Source organism: Streptomyces asoensis (assembly GCF_016860545.1).
In the GTDB taxonomy this organism is placed as follows: Bacteria; Actinomycetota; Actinomycetes; order Streptomycetales; family Streptomycetaceae; genus Streptomyces; species Streptomyces asoensis.
The window spans coordinates 1,297,749-1,313,664 of sequence record NZ_BNEB01000002.1; the positions used below are offsets into that span (position 1 = coordinate 1,297,749).

Annotated in this window: 13 protein-coding genes and 1 pseudogene; 10 read left to right on the plus strand and 4 right to left on the minus strand. The window is 72.8% G+C overall.

The genetic code is table 11. The features are described from left to right. Window positions 1–9 precede the first annotated feature (9 nt). The 7 genes from Saso_RS08790 to Saso_RS08820 all read left to right on the plus strand — a co-directional run bounded on the left by Saso_RS08790 (window position 10) and on the right by Saso_RS08820 (window position 9,231). A complete protein-coding gene (locus Saso_RS08790) occupies window positions 10–687 on the plus strand; it encodes a FadR/GntR family transcriptional regulator (protein WP_189922852.1) in 678 nt (225 codons plus the stop codon). Further along, window positions 684–2,123 (plus strand): amino acid permease, encoded by a 1,440-nt coding sequence (locus tag Saso_RS08795; protein WP_189922532.1) that lies wholly within the window; start codon window positions 684–686, stop codon window positions 2,121–2,123. The genes Saso_RS08790 and Saso_RS08795 overlap by 4 nt, the downstream gene beginning before the upstream one ends. A 44-nt stretch (window positions 2,124–2,167) precedes the next feature. Continuing rightward, window positions 2,168–3,184, plus strand: a complete 1,017-nt coding sequence (locus Saso_RS08800; protein ID WP_189922530.1) for an asparaginase — start codon at window positions 2,168–2,170, stop codon at window positions 3,182–3,184. 462 nt (window positions 3,185–3,646) lie between these two features. Next, complete coding sequence (aspA, locus tag Saso_RS08805) at window positions 3,647–5,059, plus strand: aspartate ammonia-lyase (protein WP_189922528.1); 1,413 nt, start codon at window positions 3,647–3,649, stop codon at window positions 5,057–5,059. 92 nt (window positions 5,060–5,151) lie between these two features. After that, window positions 5,152–6,081, plus strand: coding sequence for a glutaminase (locus Saso_RS08810; protein WP_189922525.1), 930 nt, complete (start codon window positions 5,152–5,154; stop codon window positions 6,079–6,081). Window positions 6,082–6,217: 136 nt separating this feature from the next. Further along, the gene (mptB, locus tag Saso_RS08815; protein ID WP_189922523.1) at window positions 6,218–7,624 is read left to right on the plus strand and encodes a polyprenol phosphomannose-dependent alpha 1,6 mannosyltransferase MptB; all 1,407 of its coding nucleotides are present in this window, start codon (window positions 6,218–6,220) and stop codon (window positions 7,622–7,624) included. Further along, complete coding sequence (locus Saso_RS08820) at window positions 7,621–9,231, plus strand: glycosyltransferase 87 family protein (RefSeq protein WP_229901302.1); 1,611 nt, start codon at window positions 7,621–7,623, stop codon at window positions 9,229–9,231. The genes mptB and Saso_RS08820 overlap by 4 nt, the downstream gene beginning before the upstream one ends. 35 nt (window positions 9,232–9,266) lie before the next feature. Here Saso_RS08820 and Saso_RS08825 read toward each other — a convergent pair. Both Saso_RS08825 and rho read right to left on the minus strand, forming a co-directional pair. After that, window positions 9,267–10,172, minus strand: a pseudogene (locus tag Saso_RS08825) (D-alanyl-D-alanine carboxypeptidase family protein); the annotation flags it as partial. Between the two features lie 537 nt (window positions 10,173–10,709). Next, entirely contained in the window at window positions 10,710–11,963 is a 1,254-nt protein-coding gene (gene rho / locus Saso_RS08830) for a transcription termination factor Rho (protein ID WP_372442411.1), read from the minus strand. Between the two features lie 429 nt (window positions 11,964–12,392). Here rho and Saso_RS08835 point away from each other — a divergent pair, with 429 nt between their 5' ends. Beyond that, a complete protein-coding gene (locus Saso_RS08835; RefSeq protein WP_189922519.1) occupies window positions 12,393–13,289 on the plus strand; it encodes a hypothetical protein in 897 nt (298 codons plus the stop codon). Window positions 13,290–13,306: 17 nt separating this feature from the next. Here the strand turns inward: Saso_RS08835 and Saso_RS08840 are convergent, their stop codons facing one another. Next, window positions 13,307–13,714: a nuclear transport factor 2 family protein gene (locus tag Saso_RS08840; protein WP_189922518.1), complete on the minus strand. Its 408-nt coding sequence runs from the start codon at window positions 13,712–13,714 to the stop codon at window positions 13,307–13,309. 79 nt (window positions 13,715–13,793) lie between these two features. Here Saso_RS08840 and Saso_RS08845 point away from each other — a divergent pair, with 79 nt between their 5' ends. Together Saso_RS08845 and Saso_RS08850 are read left to right on the plus strand one after the other, a co-directional pair. Then, window positions 13,794–14,357: a PadR family transcriptional regulator gene (locus Saso_RS08845; protein WP_189922516.1), complete on the plus strand. Its 564-nt coding sequence runs from the start codon at window positions 13,794–13,796 to the stop codon at window positions 14,355–14,357. Between the two features lie 5 nt (window positions 14,358–14,362). Beyond that, the gene (locus Saso_RS08850; RefSeq protein WP_189922514.1) at window positions 14,363–15,136 is read left to right on the plus strand and encodes a class I SAM-dependent methyltransferase; all 774 of its coding nucleotides are present in this window, start codon (window positions 14,363–14,365) and stop codon (window positions 15,134–15,136) included. On the opposite strand, the gene Saso_RS08855 is transcribed toward Saso_RS08850, so the two are convergent. Then, the gene (locus Saso_RS08855; protein ID WP_189922512.1) at window positions 15,114–15,872 is read right to left on the minus strand and encodes a GntR family transcriptional regulator; all 759 of its coding nucleotides are present in this window, start codon (window positions 15,870–15,872) and stop codon (window positions 15,114–15,116) included. The two genes, Saso_RS08850 and Saso_RS08855, sit on opposite strands and share 23 nt — an antisense overlap. Between the last annotated feature and the right edge of the window lie 44 nt (window positions 15,873–15,916).

A 15,916-nucleotide genomic window follows, 5' to 3' on the forward strand; every position in this document is an offset into this window, starting at 1 on the left:
GTGAGCGCCATGGAAGCGGTACTCACCCACCTCCGCGGCGCCATCGAACGCGGCCGCTACGCCATCGGTGACAAGCTCCCTTCCGAGGCGGAGCTCTGCCGCACCCTCGAGGTCTCACGGCCCGTCCTGCGGGAGGCCCTGCGCGCCCTCCAGACGATGGGCCTGACCGTCGCCAAGACGGGCAAAGGCACCTTTGTGATCGCGAACACCGTGGAGGACCCCACCTTCGGCGACTACGCGGCCAGCGACCTCCTCGAGGTGCGCCGGCACGTGGAGATCCCCGTCGCCGGGTACGCGGCCCTGCGCCGCACCCCCGAGAACCTGGACCACCTGGCCCATCTGCTCGACCGCATGGAGCGGGAGACGGACACCACGGCCTGGGTCGCGATGGACACCCTGTTCCACCTGGCCGTCGCCGAAGCCGCCCAGAACCCGGTGTTCCGCCGGGTCATCGAGGAGATCCGGGACGCACTGGCGCGTCAGTCGGCCTTCCTCAACGAACTGGGCGGACGGCGCGAGCAGTCCAACCGCGAGCACCGGGCGATCGTCGAGGCACTCATCGACGGTTCGGAGCCCGACGCGGTGGAGGCCATGAGCCACCATCTCGACCGCGTCGAGACGACCCTCACCGACATCGTGCGCGCCCCGCGCACGGACACCCCCCTGGAAGGCGGACCCGCGGCGTGAGCGACCAGCACCTCAAAGACGAGACGCGCCCCTCGACCCGTCACGTCGACGCCGGAGACGAGGGCTACAGCAAGTCGCTGAAGTCCCGCCATGTCAACATGATCGCCATCGGCGGCGCCATCGGCACCGGACTCTTCCTCGGCGCCGGTGGCCGGCTCGCCGACGCCGGACCCTCCCTCTTCATCGCCTACGCGGTCTGCGGACTCTTCGCCTTCCTCGTGGTGCGCGCCCTCGGCGAACTCGTCCTGTACCGGCCGTCCTCCGGCGCCTTCGTGTCCTACGCCCGCGAGTTCATGGGCGAGAAGGGCGCCTACACGGCCGGCTGGATGTACTTCCTGAACTGGGCCACCACCGGTATCGCCGACATCACCGCGGTGGCCACCTACACCCACTACTGGGGCATGTTCTCCGACATACCCCAGTGGGTGATCGCGCTCATCGCCCTGGCCGTGGTCCTCACCGTGAACCTCATCTCGGTGAAGATCTTCGGCGAACTGGAGTTCTGGTTCGCCATCGTCAAGGTCAGCGCACTGGTGATCTTCATGTGTATCGGCATCTTCCTGCTGGTCACACAGCACCCGGTGGACGGCGCCACCCCCGGCCCCTCCCTCATCACCGACAACGGCGGCATCTTCCCCAGCGGCCTGCTGCCCATGCTGCTGATCATCCAGGGCGTCGTCTTCGCCTACGCCTCCGTCGAGCTGGTCGGCGTCGCCGCCGGTGAGACCGAGAACCCCGAGAAGATCATGCCCAAGGCGATCAACTCGATCATGTGGCGCGTGGGCCTGTTCTACGTCGGCTCGGTCGTCCTGCTGTCGATGCTGCTGCCGTGGAACAAGTACACGTCCGGCGAGAGCCCCTTCGTGACGGTCCTCTCCAACATCGGCGTGCCCGCGGCGGGCGGGGTGATGAACCTCGTCGTCCTCACCGCAGCCATGTCCTCCCTGAACTCGGGCCTGTACTCCACCGGCCGCATCCTGCGCTCCATGGCGATGTCCGGCTCCGCCCCGAAGTTCACCGGCCGGATGAGCCGCAGCCAGGTCCCGTACGGCGGCATCCTCCTCACCAGCGGTATCTGTGTCCTGGGCGTCGGCCTCAACTTCGTGGTCCCGGCGGACGCCTTCGAGATCGTCCTGAACTTCGCGGCGATCGGCATCCTCTCCACCTGGGGCATGATCATGATCTGTCACCTGCTCTTCTGGCAGCGCACCCAGAAGGGCGACCTGACCCGCCCGGACTACCGGCTGCCGGGTTCGCCCTGGACCGAGCTCGTGACGCTCTTCTTCCTCGCCTCGGTCCTGGTCCTCATGTACGCCGACGGCGGCGCCGGACGCACCACCGTGCTCTGTCTGCCGCTCATCGTCGCGGCCCTGGTCGCCGGGTGGTACGCCGTCCGCCGCAACCTCTCCCGCACCTCCTCCAAGGCCGACGCGTGACCCCGTCGCCGGCCGCCGACCACCCACCAGCGATACAGGCAGTGATGTACAGCAGTTCCCTCGCCGACGCCCCCGCGATCCGCGAACCCCTCCACGCACCCGTCGCCCGGCTGGTCCGCGGCGGGGTGACCGAGGGCATCCACTACGGCTCCGTCGTCGTCCTCGGCGCGGACGGCACGACCGAGCTCCAGCTCGGCGACATCGAGGCCGCCTTCTACCCGCGCTCCGCGCTCAAGCCCGTCCAGGCCGTCGCCATGGTCCGGGCCGGACTGCCGCTCGACGGCGAACTGCTCTCGCTCGCCGCCGCCAGCCACTCCGGCGAGGAACGCCACCTCGCCGGGACCCGCCGCATCCTCGAGCTGGCGGGCGTCCCGCAGGACGCGCTGCGCAACGTCACGGACCTGCCGTACGACCCCGCCGTGCGCGACGGCTGGATACGGGACGGCCGCGAGCCCTCCCGGCTGGCCCAGAACTGCTCGGGCAAGCACGCGGCCATGCTCTACACCTGCGCGCTCAACGGCTGGTCCCTGGACGGCTACCTCGATCCGGCGCATCCGCTCCAGCAGGCGATCGCCGAGATCGTCGAGGACCTCACCGGCCAGCGGATCGCCCGTGTCACCGTCGACGGCTGCGGTGCGCCCCTGTTCTCCGTCTCGCTGCACGGCCTCGCCCGGGCCGCCGCCCGCATCACCACCTCCGCGCCCGGCACCCCCGAGGCGCGGGTGGCCGACGCGATGCGCGCGCACCCAGAGATGGCCTCCGGCGCCGGCCGGGACGTGGCCGAACTGATGCGGGCCGTCCCCGGCCTGCTGGCCAAGGACGGCTTCGAGGGCGTCGAGGTGGCCGCGCTCCCGGACGGCCGGGCCGTAGCCGTCAAGATCTCCGACGGTGCGAACCGCGCGCGTGTCCCGGTCACCGCGGCGGCCCTCGTCCGGGCCGGTGTCGACCCGGGGCTCCTCACCCGGTTCGCGGGCGAGCCCCTCCTCGGCGGCGGCGAACCCGTCGGCTGCGTGCGCCCGGCACACGCGCTGGACCCGGTCACCGTCCGGGCCTGCGCCTGACGGTCTCCGGTGACCACCGGGTGTGCGCGGTGGTCACCGGCGCACCGCCGGACGCGGTCCCCGCGGCGGGGTCGAGGGCCACGCACAGGCCCGCGTCCGGCCCTCCGTACCGCCGTCGCGGTCACCACCGCGACGGTGCCCCACCGGCTCGGGCGGACGACACCCCGTACCGCCCGAGCCGGCACCACCCCGCGGGCTCCCGTCCCACGGCACCTCGCGTCAGGTTCGCCGTCCGGCGGAACGACCCCGCGGGCTCGCCGCCTCACCGTGCCACCCCGCGAGCCCCCGGTCCGGCGGCACCACCCGGCGGGCGCACCGCCTCACGCCGACACCCGGCAGCGGCGTAGCCCTCCCGGGGCAGCCGCGGCGCCGTCCCGTACGCACCGCCCGTCGCTCACCCGCACTTCGCTTCCTCACCTTCACCCTCACCCTCACCCTCACCTCGGAAAGAGGCGCACCCTCATGACCGCCGTCGTCACCCGCAGCGAACACGATCTCCTCGGGGACCGGGACGTTCCCGCCGACGCGTACTGGGGTGTCCACACCCTGCGCGCCACGGAGAACTTCCCGATCACCGGGACGCCGATCTCCGCCTACCCGCACCTCATCGACGCCCTCGCCGCCGTCAAGGAGGCCGCCGCCCTCGCCAACGAGGAACTGGGGCTGCTCGCGCCGGCCAAGGCGGCCGCCATCGTCGCCGCCTGCCGCGAGATCCGCTCGGGCAAACTGCACGAGCAGTTCGTCGTCGACGTCGTCCAGGGCGGCGCGGGCACCTCGACCAACATGAACGCCAACGAGGTGGTCGCCAACCGGGCGCTGGAGTTGCTCGGGCACCCGAAGGGGGAGTACCGGCACCTGCACCCCAACGAGGACGTCAACCTCGGGCAGTCCACCAATGACGTCTACCCGACCGCCGTCAAGATAGCGACTGTCTTCGCGGTACGTGGACTGCTCAAGGCGATGTCCGTACTACAGGACGCCTTCGCCCGTAAGGCCGTCGAGTTCCGTGATGTGCTCAAGATGGGCCGTACACAGTTGCAGGACGCGGTCCCCATGACGCTCGGTCAAGAGTTCTCGGCCTACGCCGTCATGATTGAGGAGGACCGCAACCGTCTTGACGAGGCCGTCCAGTTGATCCATGAGATCAATCTGGGGGCCACGGCCATCGGCACTGGCCTCAATGCTCCCGTCGGGTACGCCGAGGCGGCCCGCCGCCACCTCGCCGAGATCACCGGCCTCCCGCTCGTCACCGCCGCCAACCTGGTCGAGGCCACCCAGGACTGCGGTGCGTTCGTCCAGATGTCCGGCGTGCTGAAGCGGGTCGCGGTGAAGCTCTCCAAGAGCTGCAACGACCTGCGGCTGCTGTCCTCCGGTCCGCGCGCCGGTCTCGGCGAGATCAACCTGCCGCCGGTCCAGGCCGGTTCGTCGATCATGCCGGGCAAGGTCAACCCGGTGATCCCCGAGGTCGTCAACCAGGTCGCCTTCGAGGTGATCGGCAACGACGTCACCATCACCATGGCCGCCGAGGCCGGACAGCTCCAGCTCAACGCGTTCGAGCCGATCATCCTGCACTCCCTGTCGGAGTCCATCACCCATCTGCGCGCCGCCTGCCTCACCCTCGCCGAACGCTGTGTGGACGGCATCACCGCCAACACCGAGGCGCTGCGGGCGAGCGTCGAGAACTCCATCGGCCTGGTCACCGCCCTGAACCCGCACATCGGGTACACGGCCGCGACCGACATCGCCAAGGAGGCCCTGCGCACCGGCCGGGGCGTCGCCGAACTCGTCCTGGAGAAGGGGCTGCTCCCGGCCGAGCGGCTCGCCGACCTGCTGCGCCCCGAGGTCCTGGCGGGCAGCGGAGCACCCCTCGTCTGACGTCCCCGTCCGACGACCCCGTCCGACGACCGCCCTCCCGCGCCCCGTCGGCCACGACGGGCCGGGACCGGCACGGAGGCACAATAGCGATCATGACAGCGACGTCGTCCCACGCCTTCCAGCCGGTCCTGGAGCGCATCGCCGAGGAGATGGAGCGCACCCCGGGCCGGGGCCGCCCCGCCGACTACATCCCGGCGCTCGCGGCCTGCGACCCGCGCCGCTTCGGCATGGCCGTCGCCGAGCTGGACGGCACGGTGCACGGGGTGGGGGACTGGCGGGTACCGTTCTCCACCCAGTCCCTCACCAAGGTGTTCACCCTCGCCCTCGACCTGGCCCGCGAGGGGGACGAACTCTGGGAGCACGTCGGCCGCGAACCGTCGGGCAACCCCTTCAACTCCCTGGTGCAGCTGGAGTACGAGAACGGCATCCCCCGCAATCCGTTCATCAACGCGGGAGCGCTGGTGGTCACCGACCGCCTCCACACCCGTACCGGCGACGCGGCGGGTGAACTGCGTGCGTTCCTGCGCGCCGAGAGCGGCAACCCCGGCCTCGACTTCGACGAGGACGTGGCCGCCTCCGAGTCGCTGCACGGCGACCGCAACGCCGCCCTCGCCCATTTCATGGCGTCGTACGGCAACATCGACAACGCCGTGCCGGTCCTGCTGGACCAGTACTTCCGCCAGTGCTCCCTGACCGCCTCCTGCGCCGACCTCGCCCTGGCCACCGGCTTCCTGGCCCGGCACGGGGTCCGCGCCGACGGCACCCGGCTGCTCACCCGCAGCCAGGCCAAGCAGGTCAACGCCGTCATGCTGACCTGCGGCACCTATGACGCGGCCGGCGAGTTCGCCTACCGGGTCGGGCTGCCCGGCAAGAGCGGGGTGGGCGGCGGCATCATCGCGGTCGTACCGGGCCGCTGCACCCTGTGCGTGTGGAGCCCCGGCCTGGACGAACGGGGCAACTCGGTGGCCGGGGTGGCCGCCCTGGACCGCTTCACCACGCTCACCGGCCTGTCGGTGTTCTGACCGTCCCCTCGCATCCCGGGGCCTTCCCGGTCCGAGACTCCGCGGTGCGGGAGACGCACACGTCGGTCACGCGTGCGCCGCCGCCCCGCAGGCACGCCGTCGCTCCCCGGCCACCCGGGGCGGAAACCATGACGGAGTGTTGGCCAAGGCTTTCCCCGTCGACCTCCGTCGCTGCCAGGTACTCGGACTGGCCGGCACGGCCTGTCTCGCGCTCGGCGGCGAGACGGCCGGCGCGCTGCCCGCCCGTGAACTCCTCGCCCCGTCCTCGGCGCACGCCGTGCTCGGCCTGGTCGGGGTGTACTTCGGTCTGGTGCTGCTGACCGCTGCCTGGATCCTGCTGGGCACCTTGGTGCGCGGCGACGATCCGCCCGCCCCGCGCGCCCTCGTCCTGGTCCTCGCGGTCTGGGCGGCGCCCTTGCTGATCGCACCGCCGCTGTTCAGCAGGGACGTGTACAGCTATCTGGCCCAGGGCGCCATGGTCGACGCGCACCTCGACGTGTACGCACACGGCCCGGCCCGGCTCGGCGGCCCGCTCGCCGACGAGGTCGCGCCGCTGTGGCGGAACACCGGCGCCCCGTACGGCCCCGTCTTCCTCGCCGTCGCGGCCGCCCTGTCCGGGCTGACCCGGGGCGCCCTGCACGCCGGGCTGCTCGGCATGCGGTGCGTCGCGCTGGCCGGGGTGGCGCTGATGACGGCCGCCCTGCCCCGCCTGGCCCGGCACAGCGGAGCGGACCCGGCCGCCGCGCTCTGGCTGGGCGTGCTCAATCCGCTGGTGCTCCTGCACCTGGTGGCGGGCGCCCACAACGACGCGATCATGCTGGGTCTGCTCGGCGTCGGCCTGGTCGCCGCGCTCGGCCGGCGCCCCGTGCTCGGGGCCGTGCTCGTCACGCTGGCCGCCCTGGTCAAGGCCCCCGCGGCGCTGGGGCTCGTCGCCGTCGTGGTCCTCCAGCTGCGCGCGGGCCGGCGTCCCGTCCCCACCCTGCTGACGACGGGCGCCGCGTCCGCCGCCACCACGGTCCTCGCCACCGTCGTCGCGGGCACCGGCTACGGCTGGATCGCGGCCCTGGACACACCCGTCTCCGCGCACAACTGGGCGCTCACCAGCCTGCTGGGCCGGGCCACCCGCGCGCTCCTGGAGGGCCTGGGCAGCGATCTGGCGCCGCTGGCGATACCCGTCTGGCACGTCCTGGGCCTCGCGGACACCGCCGTCGTCCTCGTCGTCATCTGGTGGCGGCTGCGCCCGCGCCCGGTGTACGCGCTCGGTCTGAGCCTCGCCACGGTGGCCGCGTTCGGCCCGGCGATCCGCCCCTGGTACGCCCTGTGGGGCCTGTTCCTGATCGCCGCAGCGGCCCCTGACACGCTGACACGTCACCGCACGGCCGCCGTGGCGGGGGTCCTCGGCCTCGCCGTCCTGCCCGACGGCGGTCCCGCCGACCCGGGCCGCCTGGTCCTGGCCTGCTGCGGGGGCGCGCTCGCCATGGTGGTCCTGTGGCAGGCGCACCTCGCCGCCCGGGGCCCCGGGACCCTGGGGCGTACGGCATGAGCCTCGACCGGGTCCGGGGCCCGCGACCGCCCGGCACCGACCGGGGCCGGGTCCTGCTGCTCCTCGCGCTGGCCGCCGCCGTCACCGTCTTCACCGCCACCGTGCCGCTGCTGCGCGACTGGTTCGACCTGCGCGTCTACTACGGCACCGTCAACAGCTGGGTCCACGGCGGCGGTCAGGTCTACGACTACCGGGTGCCGGGGACGCCGTACGGTTTCACCTACCCTCCCTTCGCGGCCGTCCTCATGCTGCCGATGGCCCTGGTCGGGCCGGGCACCGCGACCGTCACCGCCCTGCTGCTCAACCTGGCGGCGCTGGCCGCGGCGGCGCGGCTGTGGGCCGGTCCCGGGTGGCGCCGGTACGGCTGGTACGGCGCCGGCCTCGCCGCGTGCGCCCTGGCGCTGTTCGAACCGCTGCGCGACACGTTCAGCTTCGGCCAGGTCAACCTGCTGCTGCTCGCGCTCGTGCTGACCGACGCCCGGCTGCTCGCGAGCGGGCGCCCCCGCTGGGCCGGGGCGGGCATCGGTCTCGCCGCGGCGGTCAAGCTCACGCCCGCGCTGTTCATCGGCCTGCTGCTGGTCACCCGCCGGTGGCGGGCGGCGGCGGTGGCCACGGGGGTGGCGGCCGCCGCCACGGCGCTCGCGGCGCTGGCCGCCCCGGAGGTCTCGCGTTTCTACTGGACCCGGGCGCTGTGGGACACCACCCGCGTGGGCCGACTGGACTACGTCTCGAACCAGTCGCTCCAGGGCGTCCTGGCGCGGCTGGGCGTGGAGAGCCGTGCCGTCTGGGCGGTGCTGGTCCTGCTGGTGCTGTGCTGCTGGGCACGGCGGGCCGGCCGGGCGGGCGCCGTGGGGGACTGGCGGGCGGCTTTCGCCCTCACCGGTCTGACCGCGTGTCTGGTCAGCCCCGTGACCTGGGTGCACCACCTGGTCTGGCTGCTGCCGTCCTTCGCAGTCCTGATCCGCGCCGGGCGCCCACGGGTCGCGGGCGCCCTGTACGCGGTGCTGTGCACGAGCGTGGTGTGGCTGTGGTTCGACGACGCGTCCGGTGTCGACGGCTTCCTCGGCAGCAACACGTACACGTGGATCACGCTCGGTCTGCTGGTGTGGCTGCCCGTCGGTCACGTCCCCGCCGGTCACCTCCCCGTTGGGCGCCGGGCGACGAGCCGCAGCACGAGTGCCACGGCGGTACCGCCCAGCGCGGCGGCGCCCGCGATCAGCACGGCCTCGAGCCAACCGGGAAAGGCGTCGTCCGCGGCGGTGACGGAGGCGGCGGGGGTCGCGGCCAACGGGGTCCCCGCCACCGGCGCGGGGGCGGGCGCGCTCGTGCCGGACGCGGAGGTGACGGGTGTGCCGGTGACGTGTGCGGGTGCGCTCAGGGCGGGCGACGGCCCGGTGGGAACGGGGGTGGGCACGGTCGCGGCGGGGGCCGGCACCGACTGCGCCTCGGGACCGGGCTGCGACTCCGGGCCCGACTGCGCCTCGGGGCCCGGCCGGGGTCCGGGCCAGGGCCGGGGGCGGGTCCGCAGCGCGTCCAGCGAGCCCACCGGGTCGACGCGTCCGGCGGCGGCGAACCCCCAGTCGAGCAGTTCGCGCGCCTCCTCGTAGACCGCGAACCCGCCTCCCGCCTGCGGGTTCATCACGGTCACCACGAGGGTGCGGCCGCCGTGACGGGCGGCGGCGACCAGGGTGTTGCCGGCGTTGCTGGTGTAGCCGTTCTTGATCCCGATCAGCCCCGGGTAGGGCTCGACGCCGTCCGCGCCGGTCAGCAGCCGGTTGGTGTTGGCGATGCCGTAGGACCCGTCCCCGTCGCCCGCCCCGTCCGCCGGGAACTGCGCCTCCGCGGTGGCGCAGTAGCGCGCGAAGTCCGGGTTGCGCAGCCCCGCGCGGCCGAACACCGCCAGGTCGTACGCGGACGACACCTGGCCGGGTGTGTCGTATCCGTCGGGCGACAGCACATGGGTGTCCAGCGCGCCCAGCGAACGTGCCTTCGCCTGCATCATGTCGGCCGTGGTGTGCCAGCCGCCGTTGAGGGACGCCAGGACGTGCACGGCGTCGTTGCCGGAGTTGAGGAACACCCCGCGCCACAGGTCGGCGACCTGGTAGGTGTGCCCTTCGGCCACCCCGACGAGGCTGCTGCCGGGGCCGATGCCCTCCAGTTCCTCCTCGCTGACCCGGTGGCGGACCTCGCCGGGCAGGACAGGCAGCACGGTGAGGGCGAACAGGGTCTTGAGGGTGCTGGCGGGCGGCAGCCGGCGATGCGCGTCGGAGGCGGCGAGCACCTCGCCGGAGTCCGCGTCGGCGACCAGCCAGGACAGGGCCGAGACATCGGGGATCCCGGGGACACCGCGGTGGGGTCTGACCTGTGTGCCTGAGCGGTACAACTGCGACGGCAGGGGCGCCGCCACACGTGGCCGGCCGGGTCCGGCGGGTGCCGCTGGGCCGGTGTCGGCCGGGGCGACGGCCGCGGCGGGGGCGACGGCGAGCACGCCCGCCACACAGAACGCGCAGGCCGTTGCGGCGGTCCGGGAAGAGAATCCGATCGTCATACGATCAACCTAGGAAGGAACCCGGCGTTCCCCGTGCTGCCCGTGCCGCAGACGAACACGCGAGCACCCGGATGCCGCACGCCGCGGGGTTCCCCCCAGCGGACGGGGGGACGACACCTCCTGACCGGTGAGACGCGCTCTGCGCGAGAAACCACCCCCACTGACGCGGAGGCGACCGCCTGCCGTACCCGTCGAACACCGAGGCCCACAAGCCACCCTCGCGAGCGCGGCGACGACGGAGGGTGCGGGCCCTGGTAGGAGGTTCTGTCCGCGCAGCTCGCCCAGCGACACGTCATCAGCTGGTCCCGCCGTCGACCGGCTTCGCCACTAGGAGGCCCCGCTCTGACGATCCCTGTGCCTGAGTCTGTGGTCCCGGACTGTACCGACGAGGTACCCGACTAGCGTCCCTGTACGGGTGGTGTCGTCCCCCGCGGCCCGATCCCCGCCCTATGCGAGTGGAGTCACGATGTGAGAGCTGAGCGGCGCTGGTGCTGTGGCCGCGAAGGTTCACCCGTGAGGTGATCGGCCGGGCAGGGGCTAGCCGGCGGGCAGGGTCGGCTGGACGAGTCGCAGGAAGGCCGCGTTGTCCGGGGTCGCGCGCATCCGCTCCAGGAGCGTCTCCAGGTTCGCCCGGCCGTCCCGCGGCGCGAGGGCCCGGCGCAGACCCCGTACGGCGGTCGACTCGGCCGAGGAGTAGAGGAGTTCCTCGCGCCGGGTGCCGGAGCCGGTGATGTCGACGGCCGGGAAGACACGCCGCGAGGCCGGTTCCCGGTCGAGACGCAGCTCCATGTTCCCGGTGCTCTTCAGCTCCTCGAAGTAGAAGTCGTCGGCGCGGGAGCCGGTTTCGACCAGGGCGGTGGCCAGGACGGTGAGCGAGCCGCCCTCCTCGGCCGCGCGCGCGGCGCCGAAGAACCGCTTGGGGCCGATCAGCGCGGTCGCGTCGACACCGCCGCTGAGGGTGCGGCCCCCGGCGGCGGCCGCGTTGTTGTGGGCCCGGCACAGCCGGGTCAGCGAGTCGAGGAGGATCACGACGTCCTCGCCCGCCTCGACGAACCGCTTGGCCCGCTCGACGACGAGTTCGGCGAGGGCGATGTGCGCCTTGGGCGCCCGGTCGAACGTCGAGGCGTACACCTCGCCGCGTACCGAGCGCCGCATGTCGGTGACCTCCTCGGGCCGCTCGTCGAGCAGGACGACCATCAGCCGCGCCCCCGGGTGGTTGCCGGCGACGGCGGCGGCGATCTGCTGGAGCAGGACGGTCTTGCCGGTCTTGGGCGGCGCGACGATCAGTCCCCGCTGGCCCTTGCCGATCGGCGCGACGAGGTCCACGATCCGTCCGGCGAGGCCGGCCGCCGGGTGCTCCAGGCGGAGCCGCTCGTGCGGGTGGACGGGGGTGAGGTCGCGGAAGTGACGGCGCTCGCGCAGCGCGTCGGGGTGGCGGCCGTCGACGCGGACGACCTCGGTCAGGGCGCGGGCGGTGCCGCGCACCCCCTCGACGAGGTCGCCCTTGCGCAGGTGGTGACGGCGGATCAGCGCGGCCGGGACCTGCACGTCGGCCGGGGTGGGCAGGCAGTCCGCGGGGCGCAGATGCCCCTTCCCGCTCGCGTCGATGTCGAGGACACCGGCGGCGATCCGGGCAGCGGGCCGCTGTTGCAGTGGAGGGTGTTCGAGAGTGGTGGTCATGGTGGCCGGTCCTTTCACGGACGGAAGGCATGAGACATGCGAGTCAGGGGGAGCTGCCGCGAGGGGAGGGCGCACGGCGCACCTCGGGCGGCGGGACATCACCTCGGACACGACGGACGGGACCGTCGACCCGGGTGGTGCGGGAAAACCGCTGCACCGGCCGGAAACGGCGGGTGACACGGTTGATGGAGAGAGAACTGGCACCGGCGCCCTGAAGGGGCGTACACAAGTGCTATGGCGACTGTAGCACGCCGGCCGTCTCCGTCGGTGTGAACCTGCGCGGCGCGCGCTTTGTTCCCCGTCGTGCGGGGCCGTGTCGTGCAGGGGGATTCCGCCGCCGGGTGCGAGGCGACACCGCGAGGGGGCGGCGGGCCGACCGAGGGCCTTGGGGGTCGGACGAGGGCCTGGGGGAGCCGGGTGAGGGACTGGGAGTCGGACGAGGCTCGTGACGTCTTCCGGGTTTCATCGCAGATGTCCCCAGGCGGTAACGATCCGTGACGGCAGGGGACTTGACCGCTATTTCTGCATTATCTTCACGTCATGTCCACGCCGCCTCAGCCCCCGCAGCAGCCGGAGCAGCCGTCCGAGGCGCCGGCCCAGCCGAGCGCGTATCCCTATCCGAATCCGCAGTCGCCGGCCCCCGGCGGTCCGCTGGGCTTCCCGCCGGCGGCGCCCGCCACCCAGACCGGCCAGCAGAGCATCTATGCCCAGCCCACCCTGGTCGGGCAGCCCGTTCAGCCCCAGCCGGTCAATCCGTACCTCCAGCAGGGCCCCTACCCGGTGGTGGGGCCACCGCCGGGCAGCGGTGGCGGGGGCGGTGCCGGGAAGGCCGTCCTGTGGGCCGCCCTCGGCGCGGTGGTGGCATCAGCCGCCTGGGCGGCCGGTGTCCTCCTGACCGGCGCCGCGGCCGATCCGGACCTGGCCGGTTACGAGGCGCCGTCGAACCTGTGCACCTCCACGGACTACGCGGCCTTCAAGGAGGAGTACGCGGCCAGCGACAGCTCCCCGACCCACAACAGCCTCAAGGACGACGCGCTCGACGAGAGCCTGTGCAGCCTCAGCCTGAAGAAGACCGGGTCGAGCTACACCGACGCCTACCTCTCGGCACAGGTCGACCTGCACAAGAAGACCGACCCCGGGCCCGAGTTCACCGCCGCCTGGAAGAACTACGGCGACAGCCACTCGGGTTATGACGTGCAGTCGGTCACCGGCATCGGCGACGAGGCCTACCTCGTCAGCAACGACACCACGTCCGGTTCGACGAGCGGCTCGCTCTACGCGACGCTCGCGGTCCGCGACGGGTGGATGACGTACATGATGAGTTACAGCGCCTACTACTCCTCGTACGACAGCGACAAGGACCCGCCGACGCTGGAAGAGGTCACGGACTACCTGAAGACGGACACGAGGGCAGCCCTGGAGGACCTCGGGGGCTGAGGCTCTCCGGACCGGGGTCAGGACGCGGGGGCCGAGCGCGCCTCCGCGTCCTTCAGGATCTGGTCGAACTGGGCCCCCATCGCCGCCGCGAGGGCCTGGGCGCCGGACAGCGGGCGCACCATGACAGTGAGTTCGTCGATGAGTCCGTCCTCGTCCAGGTGGATGAAGTCGCACCCCGTCAGCTCCCGTTCGCCCACCCGGGCCCGGAACACCAGGGCGTGGTCCCGCCCGTCGGCCCCGTCGAGTTCGCGCTCGTAGCGGAAGTCCTCGAAGACCCGCGTCACCCCCCGCAGGATCGACGCGGTGATCGCCTTGCCCGGATACGGCTTGAACACGACCGGGCTGGTGAACACCACGTCCTCGGCCAGGAGTGCTTCGACGGCGTCGAGATCGCCGGCCTCGACCGCCTCACGGAACGCGCGCATCGGGTCACCTCACAGCGTGCATAGTAAATTCGTTGACTAGGTGCGGACGACAATAGTCACCTGCTGTTACCGTGTCCACATGTCCCTCAAGTACGCCGTCCTGGCCGCTCTCCTGGAGGGCGAGGCCTCGGGCTACGAGCTGTCGAAGGTCTTCGACGTCTCCCTCGCGAACTTCTGGCCCGCGACCCCGCAGCAGCTCTACCGCGAACTGGAGCGCCTCGCCGGGGACGGCCTGATCGAGGCCCGGGTGGTGCAGCAGGAACGGCGGCCCAACAAGCGGATGTTCACGCTCACCGAGGCCGGCCGCGCCGACCTGCACACGTTCGCCGCCACCCCGCCCCGGCGGCCGACCGCCGTCCGGGACGAGCTCCTCGTCAAGGTCCAGGCGATGGACGGCGCGGACCCCGGGGCGACGCGTGAACTGATCGAGGAGCGCCTGACCTGGTCGCGCGCCAAACTCGACCGCTACCGGCGGGTGCGCGACCGGCTCCTCGACGGGCGCACCGAGGACGTGTACCTCGGCGAGACCGACCGGATCGGCCCCTATCTGACCCTGATGGCGGGCATCACCTTCGAGGAGACCAACGTGGCCTGGTGCGAACGCGCCCTGTTGCTGCTGAAGCGGCGGACGGCCGTAAGCTGACGCGGATGTTCGGTCCCGAAGGTCCCACCCTGCGCGAACTCGCCGTCCAGGCGCTGTCGTCCGTCGAGCACGGCTACGACCTGCTGGCGCCGAAGTTCGACCACACGCCCTTCCGCACCCCGGACTCCGTCCTCGACGCGGTCGCCTCGGCGCTCGGGCGGTCCGGCCCCTACGAGGACGGCCTCGACCTGTGCTGCGGCACGGGCGCCGGGGCCGACGTGCTGGCGGCGGTGTGCCGCCGCAGTGTCACCGGGGTGGACTTCAGCGCCGGCATGCTGGCGCGGGCCCGTGAGCGGGTGCGGCCGGCCGGGCCGCGGGTGTCCTGGGTCCGTGCGGACGCCCGCGCCCTGCCGTTCACCGAAGCCTTCGACCTCGTCGTCAGCTTCGGCGCGTTCGGGCACTTCCTGCCCCGCGAACTGCCGGGGCTGTTCGCCCAGGTGCGTACCGCGCTGCGGCCGGGCGGATGCTTCGCCTTCCCCGTCGTGGCACCGCCGAGGCCGACCTCGCCGTTCTTCTGGGCGCTGCTCGGCTTCGACGGCGTGATGCGGGTGCGCAACGCCCTGTGGCGGCCGCCGTTCGTGATGTACTACCGGGCCTTCCGCCTCGGCGAGGTGCGGCGCGAACTGGAGCGTGCCGGGTTCCGCGTGGAGCTGCGCGCCCTGCCCGAGTTCGGCACGCGGGGCGACGGGAGCCCCCGGGTCCGGATGGTCGAGGCGCGCCGACCCGGTGTTCCCGACGGCCCGGGCGGTCGCGCCGTCACCCCGCCGCGGGCAGGGTGAACGCGTAGACCAGCGCCTCCCGCCGGGTGTCCACCACCAGGTCGGTGATCTCCAGCGGACGGGCGTACTGGTCGTGCACGTGCCGGGTGACCAGCATCGACGGGGCGTCCTCGAGGTGGGTGATGCAGTCCCGGTGGTGCAGCGTCAGTCCGGCCCGGCGCATCCAGTCGTAGGCCCGTCGCAGCTCCGGGGAGACGCTCGGGTCGGCGCGGTCGCGGTAGCGGGCCAGTTCCTCGACCTCGGCCAGGGCCACCGCGGAGAAGGACGTCAGCGCCGTCCGCAGGCCTCGGCCGTCGGCGCGGGCGGACTCGTAGCGGTGCACCAGTGTCGGCCGGTCGGGGGCGAGGCCGAGCGCCTCGGCGTGGGCGGGCGGGGGAGTCTCCCAGCTGACGGCGGCGCGGGCCACCGCGGCCGGATCGTCCGCGGGCCGCGCGCCCACGGGAAAGGCGAGGAACGACGGGGTGCCGAGCGGTCCGGCCGGCAGGGCCGCGTGGCTGCCCCGCCGGTCGGTCTCGATCAGTCCGTCGCCGCGCAGGACCTCCAGGGCCTGCCGTACGGTCTGCCGGCTGACGCCGAAGCGCCCTGCGAGCCGCCGTTCGGCCGGCAGCCGTTCGCCGGCCGCGAGGGTGCCGTCGCGCAACTCGGCGAGCAGCCGCTGGGCGATGTGCCAGTACAGGGGCCGCTCGCCGGACTGCGGGCGGACTCGGGGGGTGGTGGGGGTGGTGCTGCGGGCCATGCCGCGCGCCTCCTGTGGGTGACGTGCCGTGTTCGTGCGGACTC

Bases quoted from the DNA above. Each gene is read 5' to 3' on its own strand.
- Saso_RS08790 (WP_189922852.1), top strand. From the start codon at position 10: ATGGAAGCGGTACTCACCCACCTCCGCGGCGCCATCGAACGCGGCCGC.
- Saso_RS08800 (WP_189922530.1), top strand. From the start codon at position 2,168: ATGTACAGCAGTTCCCTCGCCGACGCCCCCGCGATCCGCGAACCCCTC.
- aspA (WP_189922528.1), top strand. From the start codon at position 3,647: ATGACCGCCGTCGTCACCCGCAGCGAACACGATCTCCTCGGGGACCGG.
- Saso_RS08810 (WP_189922525.1), top strand. From the start codon at position 5,152: ATGACAGCGACGTCGTCCCACGCCTTCCAGCCGGTCCTGGAGCGCATC.
- Saso_RS08820 (WP_229901302.1), top strand. From the start codon at position 7,621: ATGAGCCTCGACCGGGTCCGGGGCCCGCGACCGCCCGGCACCGACCGG.
- Saso_RS08835 (WP_189922519.1), top strand. From the start codon at position 12,393: ATGTCCACGCCGCCTCAGCCCCCGCAGCAGCCGGAGCAGCCGTCCGAG.
- Saso_RS08840 (WP_189922518.1), bottom strand. From the start codon at position 13,714: ATGCGCGCGTTCCGTGAGGCGGTCGAGGCCGGCGATCTCGACGCCGTC.
- Saso_RS08845 (WP_189922516.1), top strand. From the start codon at position 13,794: ATGTCCCTCAAGTACGCCGTCCTGGCCGCTCTCCTGGAGGGCGAGGCC.
- Saso_RS08850 (WP_189922514.1), top strand. From the start codon at position 14,363: ATGTTCGGTCCCGAAGGTCCCACCCTGCGCGAACTCGCCGTCCAGGCG.
- Saso_RS08855 (WP_189922512.1), bottom strand. From the start codon at position 15,872: ATGGCCCGCAGCACCACCCCCACCACCCCCCGAGTCCGCCCGCAGTCC.